11 protein-coding genes are annotated in these 17,325 nt (G+C 64.6%); 3 read left to right on the forward strand and 8 right to left on the reverse strand.

What is annotated here, in order from left to right:
• Positions 1 to 457 precede the first annotated feature (457 nt).
• A complete protein-coding gene (locus tag WJ542_RS00220; RefSeq protein ID WP_411190431.1) occupies positions 458 to 1,594 on the reverse strand; it encodes a branched-chain amino acid ABC transporter substrate-binding protein in 1,137 nt (378 codons plus the stop codon).
• Positions 1,595 to 1,974: 380 nt separating this feature from the next.
• Entirely contained in the window at positions 1,975 to 4,017 is a 2,043-nt protein-coding gene (locus WJ542_RS00225; RefSeq protein WP_411186787.1) for an acyltransferase family protein, read from the reverse strand.
• Between the two features lie 361 nt (positions 4,018 to 4,378).
• Here WJ542_RS00225 and WJ542_RS00230 point away from each other — a divergent pair, with 361 nt between their 5' ends.
• The 3 genes from WJ542_RS00230 (at position 4,379) to WJ542_RS00240 (ending at position 9,030) form a co-directional block, all read left to right on the forward strand.
• Positions 4,379 to 5,491 (forward strand): acyltransferase family protein, encoded by a 1,113-nt coding sequence (locus tag WJ542_RS00230; RefSeq protein ID WP_411186789.1) that lies wholly within the window; start codon positions 4,379 to 4,381, stop codon positions 5,489 to 5,491.
• Positions 5,492 to 5,801: 310 nt separating this feature from the next.
• Positions 5,802 to 6,794 (forward strand): glycosyltransferase family 2 protein, encoded by a 993-nt coding sequence (locus tag WJ542_RS00235; RefSeq protein WP_411186791.1) that lies wholly within the window; start codon positions 5,802 to 5,804, stop codon positions 6,792 to 6,794.
• A gap of 148 nt (positions 6,795 to 6,942) precedes the next feature.
• Positions 6,943 to 9,030, forward strand: coding sequence for a haloacid dehalogenase (locus WJ542_RS00240; protein ID WP_411186793.1), 2,088 nt, complete (start codon positions 6,943 to 6,945; stop codon positions 9,028 to 9,030).
• A gap of 17 nt (positions 9,031 to 9,047) precedes the next feature.
• On the opposite strand, the gene WJ542_RS00245 is transcribed toward WJ542_RS00240, so the two are convergent.
• The 6 genes from WJ542_RS00245 to WJ542_RS00270 form a co-directional block, all read right to left on the reverse strand.
• Positions 9,048 to 10,532 carry a hypothetical protein gene (locus WJ542_RS00245; protein WP_411186795.1) on the reverse strand — a complete coding sequence of 495 codons (1,485 nt, stop codon included), beginning with the start codon at positions 10,530 to 10,532 and terminating at the stop codon, positions 9,048 to 9,050.
• Between the two features lie 72 nt (positions 10,533 to 10,604).
• Positions 10,605 to 11,537: a glycosyltransferase family 2 protein gene (locus tag WJ542_RS00250; protein WP_411186797.1), complete on the reverse strand. Its 933-nt coding sequence runs from the start codon at positions 11,535 to 11,537 to the stop codon at positions 10,605 to 10,607.
• Between the two features lie 47 nt (positions 11,538 to 11,584).
• Positions 11,585 to 12,811 (reverse strand): glycosyltransferase family 4 protein, encoded by a 1,227-nt coding sequence (locus tag WJ542_RS00255; RefSeq protein ID WP_411186799.1) that lies wholly within the window; start codon positions 12,809 to 12,811, stop codon positions 11,585 to 11,587.
• A complete protein-coding gene (locus WJ542_RS00260; RefSeq protein WP_411186801.1) occupies positions 12,799 to 13,932 on the reverse strand; it encodes a glycosyltransferase family 4 protein in 1,134 nt (377 codons plus the stop codon). Before WJ542_RS00260 ends, WJ542_RS00255 begins: the two co-directional genes overlap by 13 nt.
• Positions 13,933 to 13,966: 34 nt before the next feature.
• Positions 13,967 to 15,046: a glycosyltransferase family 2 protein gene (locus WJ542_RS00265; protein ID WP_411186803.1), complete on the reverse strand. Its 1,080-nt coding sequence runs from the start codon at positions 15,044 to 15,046 to the stop codon at positions 13,967 to 13,969.
• A gap of 4 nt (positions 15,047 to 15,050) precedes the next feature.
• The gene (locus tag WJ542_RS00270) at positions 15,051 to 17,279 is read right to left on the reverse strand and encodes a GNVR domain-containing protein (RefSeq protein WP_411186805.1); all 2,229 of its coding nucleotides are present in this window, start codon (positions 17,277 to 17,279) and stop codon (positions 15,051 to 15,053) included.
• Positions 17,280 to 17,325: the final 46 nt, after the last annotated feature.

Genomic DNA, 17,325 nt, shown 5'->3' on the forward strand with positions numbered 1-17,325 from the left:
ACAGGTAAGTCCCTCTTTGCTTCCGGCCGGAAGTCTTCAGTCACGAACGGTCCCGCTGAACCAGACGTCACCCCTGGGTAGAGGATGTAACGCTGCTTGCAGCCACGGGAGCGCTGGCCGGCGGAGTGTCCGCCGGTTGGGTGCTGTTCGTTGCGTTATGCCTCGTCAATGCTCCAGACAGCGACGGTGCGCCGGGAATCAGGACACAACCGCTCACGGTGAGCGCCGGCATGGCAAAGGCGGTGAATAATCGGAGCGAGTTGAGTTTGAAAGCATCGAACGATGCGTACGACTGAGTATGTCCGCAAGTCTCCTAGCCCAAAGGTCTCCAGAGGTGCCCCCCTGGAGACTCTGCAACCGGATTGAGTGTCTCGCGCTCCCAGGCAAGACGTTTATAAAAATTCCCGATTGCGGGATTTGCCCGGGATCGGGATTTTCAACGCGTGTTTCGTATGGCTTACTTCGTGCCCACGGTCTGCGACGGCACCCACTTGCCGTCGACGACCTTGTACACCGTTACGCCACCATACTTCAGGTCTCCATACTGATCGTAGGCCAGCTCGTTAGTGGTCACGCCCTTCATGTTCGTGGCCTTCAGCGCGGCGAGATAGACGTGCGGATCGGTCGAGTTCGCTTTCTTCATCGCGTTGAACACCGCCATCGTGCCGTCGTAGGCATAAGGCGCGTACAGTTCCACCGGCTGGTTAAAGCGCTTCATGTAGTGATCCGAAAATTCCTTGCCGCTCGGCATCTGGGCAAGCGGGCTGCCCTCCGAAGCGGCCAGCGTGCCCTCGGACGCCGCGCCCGCGATCTTGATCAGGTTGTCGGACTGCACCATGTCCGGGCCGATCAGCGGCGCCTTGATGGCAAGCGAGCGCATCTGCTTGAGCATCGGCGCAGCCTGCGTATCGGCGCCGCCGTAGAACACCGCGTCGACATCCGACGCCTTGATCTTCGTAAGGATCGCGCGGAAGTCCACGGCCTTGTCGTTCGTATAGTCCTGATCGACCACGGTGGCGCCTGCCGCCTTCACGGCCTTCGTGAACTCCTCCGCCACGCCCTGCCCGTAGGCGGTGCGGTCGTCGACGATCGCGAAGCGCTTGAACTTGAGATCTTTCGCGGCGTACTCGCCAAGGACGCTGCCCAGTTGCGTGTCGGAAGTCAGCAGGCGGAAAGTGGTGGGCAGGCCGAGGCGCGTATAGGTGGGCGCCGTGGCCATGGCAATTTCGGGAATGCCCGCTCTCGCATAAATCGGCGCAGCCGGGATGCTGGTGCCCGAGTTGTAGTGTCCGATCACCGCGACCACGCCATCGTCCACGAGCTTTTGCGCAACCGTCGTGCCGGTCCGGGGGTCCGCCTGGTCATCCTGCGCATCGAGCACGAAGTGCACCGGCTTGCCGCCGATCACCGGATGGGTCGCGTTCATGTCCTCGATCGCCAGCTCCACGCCGCTCTTGAAGTCGGCGCCGTAATGCGCCTGGCCGCCGGTGAGCGGCGCGGCGAAACCGATCTTGACGTCGTCGGTCTGAGCGAAGGCCGCGGTGCTGCCCAGTGCAGCGGCAGTGCAGGCGAGCGCGGCAATGGCGGTGGCCATGGCGCTCGCGCGCAACGGCAGACGATATTCGGAATGGTTCATCGGGTCTATTTCCTCACACTTTCACGTTGTTCATGGACGCCGCCTTATCGTTCATAACACGCTCGCGGCGTGTGGCATTCCTCCGCAACAGCAAACGCCACACGAACGGCGAATAGCGTCGCGGCTCGCGACGAGCCGCCTCGTGTGTTGCAAGGTTGTGCCGACTGGATCAGCGATGAAAACAAGTATGGCTACGCGCGGCACCGGCGGCTTGGGGGCTTTTATGCGTCAGGATGACGAAATCGGCATAGTGCCGCGCGGGCGCCCTTCGGCGCCCCGGGGAAACCCTCGGATCCCGCGCGGCGGACGGATCGGCGCCGGAATGGCGACCGGGGACGTCAGGTCCCGCTCCGCCCGTTGATATCCAGCACGAGCCACCTGCCGATATAACGCGAGCCGTCCGAAGAAAGATGGTCCCGGTCGGCGTACAGGAACTCGCCTCCCTGCCGCGCATAGCAGCTCCGCGCGTCGCACAGGAGCGGCATGGGATTGAACACCTTCACGCCGGGGAATTGCTCCAGCACCGCGAGGATGCGCGCCTGGGTGCCCGCCAGCCTGCGCTCGACCTTCGCGCGCGAGACCGAGCACGACGAGCGTATCGAGATTTGCACGGGGCGACGCACGCAGGTGTCCGGATCGAAATCGAGCTCGGGCGTGTCGAGCACGAACACCACGTTCTTGCCGGCCGCGGTGAGCTTGCGCAAGGTCTGCGCGAGCCCCGCGAGGTAAACGTCCAGATTGGACTCGCCGTCCTGCCCGCCGGCATGTTGGCCGGCAGGCACGAGCCGGATATAGCTGCCCTCGTCGTAGTCGAAGCCTCCCTTGATCGACGAGATCGCGTAGCTCGACAGAATCACCGAATGGATATCGGGCGACTTCGTCACGTAATCGAGCACATCGTCGAACAGCGCCGCGCAATGTTTGACATAGCCCCCCAGGTGAATGTCGATACCGTAGAACGGCGGACAATTGCCGCTGCCGACCGCGAGGATCCCCGTGCCGGAGGCCGAGAGCGCCGACTGAAGCCCTTCGTAGTAGTGATTGGCGTGGCTGTCGCCGAGCAGCGCCACGACAGGACGGCCGTTGGACTCGGGCATCATGCAGAAGTCGGATCTGGGGAAAGTTTTCTTGCATTCACGCGTGAATGCCCAGCCCTCCTGATGCCCGCCGAAGTTCGCGTCGGGAAAGCGGTCGGGGAAGCCGTTGTCGCGCGAAATGGCATAGCTGGATAATCCGACACCCATCATCGCCACGAAGAGCCCGGTGGCGACGCGCGCCGGATAGCGCCGCGCCTGACGGCTGAATCGCGCGGGCGCTTCGACGAAGCTGAACGTCATGCAAGACAGTACGACGGCAGCCCCGATGGCGGCGACCAGCATCGGGGTTGTCGGCGCACCGCCGCTCAGGAGGCGGAGGAAGGCCAGTATCGGCCAGTGCCAGAGATAGAGCGGATAGCTGATCAGCCCGATATAAGCAAACGGTTTGAGCGAAAGCACGCGGCGATTGAGCCAGGCCGCCGGCCCGGCGGCGATGATAAGCGTGGCGCCCCCCGCCGGCAACGCTGCACGCCAGCCTGGAAACAGCGTTTTCGGATCGAACAGCACGAGGCTCGCGACGACGAGCGCGAGCCCCGCGAACGAGACGAAGTCGTGCAGCGCCTGCCTCGTGCCGCTCGCTTGCGTCGCCCGGTATTCGCCCGAAGCAGGCCCGCGCGTGCGTAGAAATTCCGTCCACGCCAGCGTGGAGCCGAACAGCAGCTCCCAGAAACGCGTGACCGGCAGATAGAACGCCGCGGTCGCGTGGGTCCCGCTCAGCCAGATGCTGCTGGCAAGCGAGAGCAGAATGGCCGCGGCGATGACGAGCGTCGCCACGCGCCGGCTCGTGAATCTCCAGAGCCCATACAGCGCGACCGGCCAGACGATGTAGTACTGCTCCTCGACGCCAAGCGACCACAGATGCAGGAGCACGCTGGACGAAGCGCCCTGCGAGAAGTAGTCCTCGGTCATATAAAAATAGATGTTCGCCACGAACGCGACACTGGCCAGCGCGTCGCGCGCGAGACGCGCGAGCTCGCCGGACGCCATCAGCGCGAGGCCCGCCGAGAGGCTGGCGACCAGCACGACGACGAGTGCCGGATAGATACGCTTGATGCGCCGCACGTAGAAGTCGACGAGGCTGAAGCGCCCCTGATCGAGCGTCTCGATGATGTGCTGGGAAATCAGGTAGCCGGAGATGGCGAAGAAAATATCCACGCCGACGAAGCCGCCCGTCAGCGCGCGAGGGCAGGCATGAAAGATGACGACCGAAACGACCGCGACCGCGCGCAATCCATCGATGTCCGGCCGATAGCCCTGTGCGGGCTTGCGTGATGTAGCGCTCACTGTGGTCTCATCCCGAATGTCCGTGTGGCTGCGGGTCTCACCAACGGCCGGTGCGCGCGAATACGACGCGCCGCAGGGCGCACTGTGCTGGTTGCCTGCCACATGGTATCGGCGCGGTGAATGCGGACTGTTGCCCACCTCACGCAAACGCACGCATCGCGCGCATCCGGCTACGGGCGGCGTGCGTCATGCCTCGGACAAGACCATTAAAGCAGGCGCTCCGACGCGCCACCGTGGTTGAGCGCACAGTCCGATGGCGCCGATCGCGCGGACAATGAGATCCAGCCTGTCGCCAGCGGCGGCGGCGCGCCGCTCTTCGCCCGCGCGCTCCGCAGCCCGCACGCCTCCCGGAGCCAGCCTTATGCCCCTTCTGTCGACCGCGCTCGAACGCGAGCGCAACAACTTCGATCTGGTCCGCCTGCTCGCCGCCGTGGCGGTCGTCTACGGCCACTCATTCGTGCTTCAGCAACCCGACGGCCGCGTCGACCTCGTCACGGCATTCCTCGGCTTCGACTATTCCGGCAGCCTGGGCGTGTTTGCGTTCTTTCTGCTAAGCGGCATGCTCGTGACCGCCAGCTTCGACCGGCAGCGTTCGGCGCCGCGTTTTCTTGTGTTGCGCATATCGCGAATCTGGCCCGCCGTTGCCGTGGGCGCCCTCTTCGTCATGTTCGTCATTGGCCCGTTCTTCACTACGCTGCCGTTGCGCCAGTACTTCACGTCGGGCACCACGTGGAGCAATCTCGACACCTTCTCCACGATCGTGCTCGGCAAGCACATTGCGGTTGCAGGTGTCTTCGAGCATGACCTCTACTCGATCTGCGCGCCCCTCTGGACGCTGCCCATCGAGGTGCGATACTACTTCGTCGTGCTCGTCACCGGCATGATGGGCTTGCTCAAGACGCGCCGCGGCATGATGCTCGCCATCCTCATCGGCATGGTGCCGTTTCTCGTGCACCCGCATCTGGACCCGCATGTCTACATCACGCTGCGCCATCTCGACAAAAAGCCCGGCGGCTATGCCTTCTTCCCGGAACCCGTATTCATGGCGGGCATGCTGCTCTATGCCTTTCGCAAAAGCGTGAATATCAACGGCTGGGCGGCTGCGACCCTGTTCGCCGCCTATCTTGCCCTGCGCGGCACGCCGCTGGCGCAGCCGGTTTTCTACCTGGCGTTTGCGTATGGCGTGCTGTGGTTCGGCACGACGCCGTTGCTGCACCGCTTCGTACCGCGCAGCGATTATTCGTTCGGGATCTATGTCTATGGATTCCCGATCCAGCAATGCGTTGCGCACCTCTGGCCGAATCTGGATCCCCTCATCTCGTTGCTGATCGCCGGACCGGTCATCTTCGCCTGCGCATTCGCCTCATGGCATTGCATCGAGCGCCCCGCGATCCGGTGGACGCGCAGACGTCTCGCGAAAACGCGCGGCGCGGCAAGACAACCCGCACCCATGGCCGAAGCGGCGACGCGCTGAGCGTTCGCGTCGGCCCGAGGCGCGAAGGGACCGGTTCCGCAGCGGCCCGCTATGTGCGCGCGCCCACAGACAAAAATGTAAGCCATTCGTATTGTTTGGGTATCGACGTTTTGTCGGGGGCCGGTGGACCGCGAGACTGGCCCCGTCAAACAATGGGAACGGCAGGGTGAATCGTAAGGGGGTGGCCATGACGCTATCGCGCATACGCGAACACGAGGGTATGGGGTTGCCCGCGCGCACGAGACCCTCTGGCACGCGACCCGCGCCATCCCGGCCGCTGGAGTCGGCAAGGCAGGCGCCCGCCGTCAGGATGACCAACCTATCGTTTTCGATCGTCATCGCCAACTACAACTACGAGCGCTTCGTCGGCGAGGCGATTGAAAGCGCGCTGACGCAGGACTGGCCGCAAGTCGAAGTGATCGTCGTGGACGACGGATCGACGGACCACTCCGCCGCGATCATCCGGTCGTTCGGCGACAAGATCATCGCCGTATTCAAGGAAAACGGCGGCCAGCGCGACGCCAATAACGTGGGATTCCAGCACAGCACGGGCGACGTGATCATTTTTCTCGACGCCGATGACATATTGCGCCCGCACGCCTTGCGAGCCATTGCCGCCGCCTGGCGACCGGGACTGAGCAAGGTCCAGGTGCAGATGCAACGCGTGGATGCCCTAAGGCGTCCCATACGAAACGTCATCCCGAAGATTCCCGCGGCGTTATCGCCGCAGACCATTCGCCGCTGGGCCTATGCGACATCGGAATATCCGTCTCCGCCAGGCTCGGGGAACGCCTGGTCCCGTCGCTTTCTCGATCAGATCTTTCCGCTGGACGAGAGCCACGATTCGTTTACCGACTCCACCTGCATCGCCATGGCACCGTACATCGGCGACGTCGAAACCATTGCCAGCCCGCTCGTGCTGTACCGGATGCATGGCGGCAACGACAGCGCCATGGGCGCAAAGGACTCGAACTTCCGCAGGGAAGTCGCGCGCGCGCTCAAACGACATGCGGCGGCATGCAAAGCGTGCGAGATGATCGGCACCTCGCCGCCACCGCAAGCCGCGCTGTTTCGGGGGCCGCACCTGCTGCAGCTCAGGATCGCTTCGTTGCGCCTGACGCCGGAGCAGCATCCGCTTGCCCGCGACAGCCGGTTACGCGCGCTTTTCGACGCCGTCGTCCTGCCCTTTCGCTCGAACTTCGAGCAGCCGACCTTCCGCATCCTCGTGTCCGGCTGGAGCATCCTCACCCTGCTCGCCCCGCGCAAGATCGCGGGCATGTTGATACGCAAGCGATTCGTTTGACGAGTTGCCGGTCGCGTTCCCGTCCGTCACCGGGAGCGTTGGGCCGCCCACAGACATGGCCGGGCCGGGCGAAAACAATGACCTCTCCCGAAATGCAACCGGGCGCGCCGCCAAAGCGCTCCCGGACCCGAGAAGCAGGAAGATAGTCATGAACGCGCTCAACCTGGTCTTCGAACGGGTGATCAGTCATCGATTCGTGTCGGGCAACGTGCGAAAGCTCTTTGCCCCGATGCCTCGTTTGCACGATCTAATGACGTACCGCGTTGCAGAGCATAACGAACTGATTTCCTTCGACGCGTTCGACACACTGATTACGCGGCCTCTGCAGCGGCCTGCCGATTTGTTCCTGCTGTGCGGATACAAGCTGAAAGCGAGCTTCGATTCGCCCGTCGAGCCGGAGGAATGGCTGAAGATCCGGCAGAGCGCAGAGAGCCGGGCGCGCAAGTCGGCTGTCGAGCACGAAGTGACGCTGCTCCAGATTTACGGGGAGATCGCGGCATCGGCAGACTTATCCGCGGCGCTCCTGGAGACGGCGCAGGAAATCGAGGTCGGCCTCGAAAAGCTCCTGTCACGGCCCATCGCAGCGATGGTCGAGGCCTTCAATGCCTGCGCCACCCAGGGACGGACGGCGATCATCTCCGATATCTATCTCTCCCGGCCCGACCTCGATGCGATGCTGCAACGCTGCGGCGTGCACGTCAAACCGGCCGATCTGTACATATCGTGCGAGAGCGGCCAAACGAAGCGGACGAGCTCGCTCTTCGCGGTAGCAAAAGGGGCAAGCAAAAGGCATTTACATGTCGGCGACAATGTCTTCTCGGATCTGTTCCAGGTCTGGTTGTCCCGCGGACGCGCCGCACCGTTTTTCAAGGCGTCGCCCACTCGCCTTGAACGAGCACTCGGCAATGACCGGATCGAACCACCCCTGCTCCGCTCCGCGCTCTCGGGAAGCGCGCGCACGGCGCGTCTGCGCGTGGGCTGCCGCGCGCCGCACGAGCAATCTCTCGCGGAGGTATCGGCTGGCTTTACGGCGCCGCTGCTCCTGACGTTCGTTGTCTGGATTCTGAAACAGGCGGAACGCAAGCAGATCGAGAGGCTGTTTTTCCTGGCGCGTGACGGCCAGATTCTCCTTTCCATGGCGAGGAAGATCGCCAGGGCTTACCACCTTCCGGTCACGCTCGACTACCTGTACGTATCCAGGCAATCGCTGCATTTGCCCGCGCTCTCCAGTGTGGCTGCCGACGATTTGACCAGCTTCGGCTTCCGGCCGGGTCAATCGCTGGCCGACGTCCTCAGGAAATTCGGCATCGACGTCGCGCACCCGGCCGTTGTCCGCTTTCTGCAGCGCCACGATATCCACTCGCCACGAGCGCCGATGAACGCGCTCGAACTGGACGCGATACTCGCCGGCATACGGTGCGACGCAGAGCTTACGCAGTTGATCGACGCGACCGCCGCGTCGGCGCGGGAATTGCTCCTCGACTATCTGCGGCAGAAAGGATTCTGCTGTGCCGGCAACGTCGGCCTGGTCGATATCGGATGGCGCGGCAATCTGCAGCGCTCGCTCGCGCAGGTGGCGCGCAGTGGCGACGCCGGATTCAACGATCGGTTGTCCGGCTTCTATTTCGGGCTTTACCATCGCCCCGCGAACTGCGGCAGCCTGGACGACTTCCTGGGTGCGTCGGTGGCCGCGCCGATCAGGCCTTACGTCCGCGGCTCGATGTTCGAAGCGCTTTGCGCCGCCGATCACGGCACGACAACCGGCTACGAGCGAACGAACGACGGCACCGTCGTGCCGAAGCTCCTCACGGCGGATAATCCGGAGGCAACGGCATGGGGCCTGAAGATTCAGCACGACGTGGTCAATGCCTATGTCGACGACGTGCTGGCCGTGCTGACCGAGGCTGGCCTGAACCTCCTGGACTGCCTCGACGGTCTCTCGCAAGGTGCCGCAACCGTGACCCGAATGGTGGTGGGTTCGCCGTCTCGCGGTGAGGCGAATGCACTGGGTTCCTTCCCGCACGCCAGCGATCAGCTACATCGCGTCTTTGAAGAAGTCGCGCCCCCGCTATCGCTCGACGCACGTGCATGGTGGTCAAAGCTGCGGGATCGGGGCGACGCCCCCCTCATTTCCTACTGGCCCGAGGCGAGTGTGGTTCGTGCGATGCCATCGCTCGGAGCGAGCATGATGCTGGGCGGCCTTGGCCTTGGAAGAAAGCTGCGCGCGCGTCGCTAACGCAGCCGCTCGAATGATCAGACGGAGTCCGGATACCGGCCCAGCCGCGCCTGCACTTCGAAAGGCGCATCGGCATGAACCTTCCCCGCGTTCGACCTCGCCGCCGCCACGCGGGCGCGCTCCGGCTCCGGCGCGCGGCGCCATGCCCGCGCGCTCAACCCGCCCGCCGCCGCCGCGAGCACGTAGAAGCACACGCCCAGATCGAAGATCGAGGCCGACACCGACGCCACGATGAGCGCCGCGTACATGCCATGCCGGGAGGCGTAACACACGGCGCGCTCGGTGAGCGGATAGTCGCGGGGAATCGGCGTCAGCGTGCTCTTCGCGAGAAAGATCGTGTAGCAAAGCGTACCGACCACGCCAAGACAGGCAAGTACCACCATCACGAAGCTCGACACCCGCACACTGCCAAGCCCCACCCCAATGCCGTAGGTGTCGAGGAAATTCGTGAACGCCTGGGCGTTGAAACTCGAACGCTCGACGCCCGAATCGCTGTCTGCCTTGCTGAGCACCGTCGCGTCGATAAAATCGCCTAGCGCTCTCGCCACCCCCGGCATGAACAGCACGATGTATAACGCCAACAGCACGCCGAGGCACGCCATGAGCGCCCACATGCGCGCCTTGCGCGCGTTGGCCGTGCGCGAGATGCGTCCGGGCCGGCTCACGAGCAGCACCATCAGATAACCTGCGAGACCCACATAGGCGCTGCCCGAGGTCGAAAGCAGCAGCAGCGCGCCGCTGGCTGCGGCAAGTGCGCCCGACGTCTTCGGCCGATAACCCACGAGCCAGAGATTGACGCAGACGGCGAAGAGCTGGAGCGTGAAATACGCGAATGCCGAGGCCTCGCTGAACGTCCCGCTGATACGCAGCAGGCCGCCGAGTTCCGAGCCGTTGAAATAGGCAAAGTCGGCTGTCTTCACGAATGCGAGCGCATCGACGCCCGCCAGATGCGAGGCGATGTCCACCGCGGCCGCGAGCACGTCGAGCGCCGTGAGCGCGAGCACCGCCTTCGCGAGCACATCATAGGCTCCGCGGCAGCGTAGAAATACGTACATGGAGCAGAACACCACGAGATCCCCCACACAGTAGACCGCCTGTGAGAGATTCCCCGAGACCGGCCCGAGCGCCTGCAGCAGCCCTGCCGAGTTGGGATCGGCATTGCGGTCGATGGTGAACACGAGCGTCGAGCCGGCCAGCGCGCGCGGCAGCACGATCGCACCGAACACGCCCCACGCGCACGTGCACAGCAACCAGAACCCCGGCTTGCCGATGGAAATCGACTCGCACAGCATCTTGCCGCCGCCGAGGTTGAAAGCGCGGATCGCGAAGAACACCATGAACAGATTGGCCGGCATGATGCCAACGCCGCCAGGCAGCACGAGCGCAACCGCGCACGCGAGCAGGCTGAGCACCACCAGTCCGTAAACCGCCCATCGATACGACGCGTTCAGCGCCAGGAGGCCAGCGAGAAACACGATGACCCCGTATGCGGAAAGTCCCACCTCAGCCTCCCGCCCTGAATGTCGGTACGCCAGTGCGTATGCAACGCTTCATGTCGCGCTCCCTTCTCATGCTCAGAGTTCGAGGATGCGCTGCGGATGAATGACGCCTTTCACGATGTCGAGGAATGCGAGCACGTTCCCCTTGAGCCGCCCGCGATAATCGAACACCGGATGGCCACGCAAGCTGTGATAGAGATTCGAGCACAGATGGCGCGAGATGAAACTGCAGGCGCGCCGCGCCCGCATGGTGCGCTTGCGGGTGAGGTAGATCGGATTGGCGATCTGGGAGTAGCCCAGCCGCACGCCCGAGGTCCGGCCGCTGCTCACGCCCAGATGCACGCCGAGACACGACGGCTCGTACACCATCGTGCCGTGCGTGCGCGCACGCGCCGTGAAGTCGTAGTCCTCCTGCCAGCCGTAGAGCGGCAGCGCTTCGTCAAAGCGGCACTGGCGTATCACGCGGCCGGCAAATGCCATGTTGCAGCCATACGCGCAGCCAATTTCGCGGCGTTCGAAACCCGACGCCCAGTGGTCTTCGGGCGCTCGCTCGCCCGAGAGGAAAGCGAGCGCATCGGCTTCCTTCAGACCGCCGACCTTCACACCGTCGGCAAGCACTTGCCCCGTCACACCGGCCACGTGGGGGTCCGCCTCGAAGAGCGCCTCGCACTCGCGCAACCACGCGCGATGCGGACGGAAATCGTCGTCGAAGAAACTGACGAACCAGCGGTCTGCGTCCGCCGCACTGCCCCGCGCATCGCCCATGTCCGCAAGCAGCGCCTCGATGCCCGCGTTGCGCTGCGTCGTGAGGCCGGGGGCCTTCGCAATCAGCAGCTTCACATCGGCCGATGCGCAGAGCGGATGCTCCAAAACCCGCGGCAAATCGCCTTCGCCGGCCCCGACGATATAGACGCCGTGAGGCCGCGCGTCCTGCCCGTGCAGGAAGTCGAGCAGCGTCGCCGTCTCGGCCGGCCGGCCCTTGGTCGCCACGATGACATATCTCTTCATGCCGTTCCCCGAATCTCTCGTATGACTGATGGGTCCTCGCCGACGTCTCACGCCGAGCGCCAGCGCCTGGTGACGACGGGCGGCTCGGCCGTGCCCCGGCACGTTTGCACCGCGCGCTCGATCATGCTCATGAATTCGCGCTGGAAACGCTCGGCGGCAAAGCGTTGTGCATTGCGCCGACACGCTTCGGGATTGAAGGGTGCATGCGCCTCGAAGCGTGCAAGCGCATCGACGATGGAGGCCACGCTCTGCTCCTCGAAGAAGAGTCCGGTGGCGTACTCGGGATCCTGCGAGTCGATCACCGTTTCTCGCGCACCGCCGCGGCCAAAGGCGATCACGGGCGTACCGCACGCCTGCGCCTCGACAACGGAAATTCCGAAGTCCTCTTCGGCGGCGAACACGAACGCGCGCGCGCGCTGCATGTAATCGACCAGCACGCTGTCCGGCTGGTAACCGAGCAGTGTGACGTTGGACGTGGCCTGTGCCCGTGCGCGCGCAAAGTCCGGTCCGTCTCCGATCACCACGAGGCGCTTCTCCGGCATGGCCGCGAACGCCTCTACGATGAGCGGAATGCGCTTGTACGGCACCATGCGCGAGGCGATCAGATAGAAATCCTCATGGTGCTGGCCGATCCCGAAACGCTCGACGTCGACGGGCGGATGGATCACCGTCGCCTCGCAGCCGTACACCTTTCGAATGCGCCGTGCAATGAACGCCGAGTTGGCGGCAAATGCATCCACGCCGTGCGCGGTCCGCAGATCCCAGATTCGCATGTAGTGCAACAGGCCGCGCGCGAGCCAGCTCTTGAAGCCGTGCTCGATGCCCGCTTCGGCGAGATACTGATGCTGCAGGTCCCACGCGTAGCGGATCGGCGAATGCACGTAGCTCACATGCACCTGGTTGGGGCCCGTGAGCACGCCCTTGGCCACGGCGTGGCTCGACGAGATCACGAGGTCGTAGGACGAAAGGTCGAACTGTTCGACCGCGAGCGGCATGAGCGGCAGATAGGAGCGATACGAGGACTTTGCACGCGGCATGTGCTGGATGAACGAGGTGCTCGCATGCTTGCCGCCCAGCGCACTGCGATGCTGCTCGGGAAAGAAGTCGACGATGCTGTAAAGGTCGGCGCTCGGGAACATCTGGATGATCTGCTCCAGGACCTTCTCCGACCCCGCATACGAGACGAGCCAGTCGTGGACGATCGCCACCTTGCCGAAGCGGCGCGGGTCGTTCGCACCGCTCGCTGCCGGATTGGTATGCACTACATGAGCCACGGCGAGATCTCCTCGATCAGTTTGACGGCGGTCGCGCGCCACGTGAGCGCGGCAGTACGCTCGCGGCCGCGCTCACGCAGCGTTTCGCGCAACGCGGCGTCGGCGGTCACGCGTTCGAGCAGCGCGGCGAGTTGCGCGGGATCGTCGGGCGAGGTGTAGAGCACCGCGTCGCCGCACGCTTCGACTACCGATGGCAGGCGTGAGGCGATCACCGGGCAGCCGAGCGCGAGGGCCTCGACAGGCGGCAGGCCGAATCCCTCGTAACGCGACGGGTAGACGAAGCACGCCGCGCGCCGGTACAGCGAGACGAGTTCCTCGTCGCTGACATAACCGAGATGCTTGACGAAATCGGGCAGTGCGTCGCCGGACGCGCCATAAACGCGTGGGTCGCCGCCGCCCACGACCACGATGTCGAACCGCGCATCGCGGATTTGCCGCGCGGCCTCGGCGACGAGCCGGAAATTCTTGTGGCGGTTCAGACTGCCGACCGCCAGCACGAACGGCCTGGCGTGCTCGCCGGCGCCGACAGGAAAGCCGGAGATCCCTGCCGCATCCGGCGTCTGCGTGGCCTCGCGCATGCGCAGCATATGCTCGCCACTTTCCTGAACCACGCCGATCTTGGCGAACGGAATGCGATACGCCTCGCACAACTCGCGCCGCGAAAATTCGGAAACGGTGATGACGCGGCGCGCGATGCGTCCGATGCTGGGCGCCATGAGGCGATACCACGCGACGAAAGAGCGGCTATAACTGTCCGGCACGCGCGCAGGCGCAGCATCGTGCAGCACGGTCACCTGACTCCGGTAGAGCAGCGGCCCCGAATTGCACAGGTTCAGTAGCAGTCCGCCTCGCACGGCCCTCGGCAATGCGAGCTGCTCCCAGCGCAAGCCGCCGCCCTGCCCGCTCGCGCGCAGCCGCACGTGCGCGAACGGGTTCGACATGCCGCCCAGCGCGGCGGGCACGACGATCTCCGCGCGCAAACCTGCCACAACGGGGTCGCGCGTCTCGATCAGTGCGTCGATGGCGCGCACCGTCTCGAAGGCGAAGCGGTCGACACCGGTCGCGCGGCGGCCGAGAAAGCGGCCGTTGATGACCAGCGAACGGGTTTGCGGAGTGTTCATCGGCGTGGTCCGGATGTGGTTTTCCCGTCGCCCCTCAGACGCGGGCCGCGGCAGAGTCGCCGCGAGAGGCGGAACGACAAGCGGGATTCGCTATGTATCGCAGTGCGAACTGATTGAGCTGACGGGAAGGAAGCAGGCACAGCAGCGTAAGACCGAGTGCGCCGAGCTTCTTGCCGGCACTCCAATACGGATTACGTACGAGCGAGGCGAAATAGCGATCCGATTCGAACATCAGCCGGCGCCAGCGCTCGGCGGTCGGCGCTTCGTAGAGCCGCACGCACAACCGGTTCTTCTCGTAGGAAAAGTCGATGAAATGTACCGGCAGATCTTCCCCGAGACGGGCACGGATCATCTGGCGCAACGTCTCCCAACGCCATGGGAACGAACGTTCCACCTCGCTCACGTCCTCGTAGTTGCCGACCAGAATACCCGCCTGACCGACCGTCGCGCTGCGCCTCTCGCCGGCCTTGCGGTGCACGCGATAGCCGCCCAGTGCGCCATCGAGCGCGCAAATCGAACCGATGAGCGCGATTCCGTAGATCGCGAAGAAGTCCGCGGTCTTGCTATGCTGCTTCGATACAGGAATGGGAAAAACCGCGCGCAGCGCGCTCACGCGATAAGCGTTGCCGGAGGCCGGCGGCGAGGGATAGAGCCAGCCGCGGCGCAGGAGCGCGCCGCAGTCGCGCGGGGGCGTCGAATTCGGCACGCGCACGCCGGTCCGCACACCATCTTCGCGGACCACGTCGAGCCGGAACTGCACCTTGACGTAGTCGCCCGTTTCGAATGCGCGCAGCACTTCAGCGATGGCGTTTGGGTACAGGATATCGTCGGAATCGAGAAACAGCACGTATTCCGTCTGCACGAGCGAGAGCCCGAGGTTGTAAACCGACGATTGTCCCTGGTTCTCCTTGAACACCGGGGCCACGCGCGCACCGAAGCTTTCGATAATCGCGCGCGAGCCGTCGGTGGATCCATCGTCGATTACCAGCACGCATACGCGGGCTTGCACGCCGACACCCGCGAGCGCGTCAACGTTCGCAAGCGCCGACTCGATCGCCTCGCGCAAAAAGCGCGCGTAGTTGTAGTTGCCGATAACGACGGTGATGTCCTTCATGAATTCAGCTCCGGGTGGCGGCGCCGTCTTGCGGGTCGCCGTAGCTCGAGTAGCCGTAGGCCGCGTATTCGCTCCCGTACTTGCCCGGCCGCGTGGTCATGTCGTTGAAGATCACGCCGCGGACCGGGACCCCGATCTGCTCGAACCGGCGCACGGACTCGCGCAGCTCCGAGACGCTCGTCACGCCGTGGCGCGCAATCAGGAACACCGTCCCCGCGAGATTGGCCACGATGCCCGAGTCGGCCACCGGCAGAATGGGCGGCGCATCGATCAGCACGACGTCATACACGCCGTCGGCCCACTGCGCGAAGCGCTGAAAGCTGCCGCTCTTGAGCAGTTCGCTCGCATTCGTCACGTAGCCGCCGTTGGCGACAAAATCGACGCTGGGCATGACCTGCCGATGCAGCGCGTCTTCATATGCGCCATCCCACTCCACGACGTCGATGATGCCGGGGCTGGCCGGCACGCCCACATGGCGGTTGAGCGAGCCGCGCCGCAGATCGGCGTCCACCAGCAGCACGCGCTTGCCCGACGCGCCGAGCAGCGCCGCGAGGTTCACCGAGACGAACGACTTGCCCACGACAGGCGTTGGCCCCGCGAGCAGCACGATATGGTTGGCGGCCTCCTCCAGGGAAAACTCGAGCGCGCTGCGAAAGCTGCGCAGACTCTCGATGGCCGCGTCGAACGCCGCGGTGCGCGCGAGGACCGTGGTCGTGCCCGGCGAGTTCGCCGGCAGGCGCCGCGTCAGTTCGTGCTGCACGCGGCTGCGCGGCACGGCGGCATAGACCGTCAGGCCCGTGCCCACTTCGATGTCGTCGACAACCGTAATGCCGCTATTGAACTTGCGCTTGAGCAGCGCGAACGCCACGCTTGCGAACAGGCCGGTGAGCAGCGCGGCCAGCACGACAAAGGCGCGCTTGGGTCGGATCGGGCTCTCGGGAGTCTCCGCACTGTCGATCAGGCGTACGTTGGAGACTTTGCCGGCCTTGAGCAGGCGCAGTTGCTCCTTGTTGTTCAACAGGTTCGTATAGATGTTGGTATCCACCTGCACCTCGCGCTGCAGCCGCAGCACGCCCTGCTCGAGCGGCGGCAGCGCGCGCGTCTGACTGGCCAGCAGAGCGAGCGACTTCTGCGCTTCGTCCAGTTGCCCGTCGACCGCGACCAGCGCAGGGTTGTCCGGAGTAAAGCGGGCCAGCAACTGCGCGCGCTGCTGGCGCAGGTCGGCAATGCGCGTTTGCGCCTGGGCCGAACTCTGCAACAGCGCGGCGGCTTCCGCACTCAGGTCCACGGCGCCGTGCTCCGAACGAAACGCATTGAACTCGCTTTCCGCTTTTTCGAGCTGAGCCTTGAGTTCGGGCAACTGCTGATCGAGGAACGCAATCTGCTTTTCGGCTTCCTCCTGGGTGTGCTGCACGTTCTGCCGCACGTACTCGTTGCCGATGGCGTTGAGAATCTCGGCCGTCTTGGCGGGATTCGCGCCTTCCAGCGCGACGCCTATCACGTCGGACTCCTTACCCTTCTCCGAGATCATCAGGCCAGCCTGCAGCATCTGGATCGCGGCCAGCTCCGAATTGCGCACGATCTGGAAGGTCACGCCGGGATGCGCATCGATCGAATTCACGAGCAGATCGATCGCGCCGCCCGGCACCTCGGCGTGCAGGGGTACGCCGAGCCGCCCCTTCAGCTCCACGCCGTCGTGACGCAGCGTATAAGCGCCGCCGTTCTGCGCGGTAATAATGAAGGGCGCGCCGTGCAGGCGGTCGGGCACGTCGAAATGCCCGACGTCGATGGCCTCGTTGCCCCACGCGTAGCCGCCCCAGCCCGACCAGTCCGAGACCGACAGATGCCGCGCGATCCACTTGCCGACGACCGGGAAGTAGCGCGGCGCAGCGTCCAGATAGAGATGAGTCACGTCCACGGCGCGCGAAACGATCATGCGCGAACGCAGCACCTCGATCTCCGCGGAAGCCGCGGTCTTCACCGCGAACATCGACGAGAGATCGGCGAGCGCGCTCTTCGTGGAGCTCTCGTTCTCCTCCACCTGAACGAGGATATCGGCCTGATAAACCGGCTGTGCGAGCAGCGCATACGCGCCGCCCACCACCGTGAAGATCGCCGTGACGATCGCGATCATCTTGCGGCTCTGGTACAGGGTGTCGAGCACGCCGCCTAAATGGCCGCCCTCGGGCGGCGCCGGCAGGCCGGGTTCGAGCAGGTAATCACGCTGGTTCATCCGTTCTCTCCATCCGTGTGCCCGCGGTCTCGCAGGACGCACGCGC

Origin of the sequence: Paraburkholderia yinzeri, assembly GCF_046581065.1 — a bacterium.
Taxonomy (GTDB): domain Bacteria; phylum Pseudomonadota; class Gammaproteobacteria; order Burkholderiales; family Burkholderiaceae; genus Paraburkholderia.

Bases quoted from the DNA above. Each gene is read 5' to 3' on its own strand.
- WJ542_RS00265 (WP_411186803.1), bottom strand. From the start codon at position 15,046: ATGAAGGACATCACCGTCGTTATCGGCAACTACAACTACGCGCGCTTT.
- WJ542_RS00270 (WP_411186805.1), bottom strand. From the start codon at position 17,279: ATGAACCAGCGTGATTACCTGCTCGAACCCGGCCTGCCGGCGCCGCCC.
- WJ542_RS00240 (WP_411186793.1), top strand. From the start codon at position 6,943: ATGAACGCGCTCAACCTGGTCTTCGAACGGGTGATCAGTCATCGATTC.
- WJ542_RS00260 (WP_411186801.1), bottom strand. From the start codon at position 13,932: ATGAACACTCCGCAAACCCGTTCGCTGGTCATCAACGGCCGCTTTCTC.
- WJ542_RS00220 (WP_411190431.1), bottom strand. From the start codon at position 1,594: ATGGCCACCGCCATTGCCGCGCTCGCCTGCACTGCCGCTGCACTGGGC.
- WJ542_RS00230 (WP_411186789.1), top strand. From the start codon at position 4,379: ATGCCCCTTCTGTCGACCGCGCTCGAACGCGAGCGCAACAACTTCGAT.
- WJ542_RS00235 (WP_411186791.1), top strand. From the start codon at position 5,802: ATGACCAACCTATCGTTTTCGATCGTCATCGCCAACTACAACTACGAG.
- WJ542_RS00250 (WP_411186797.1), bottom strand. From the start codon at position 11,537: ATGAAGAGATATGTCATCGTGGCGACCAAGGGCCGGCCGGCCGAGACG.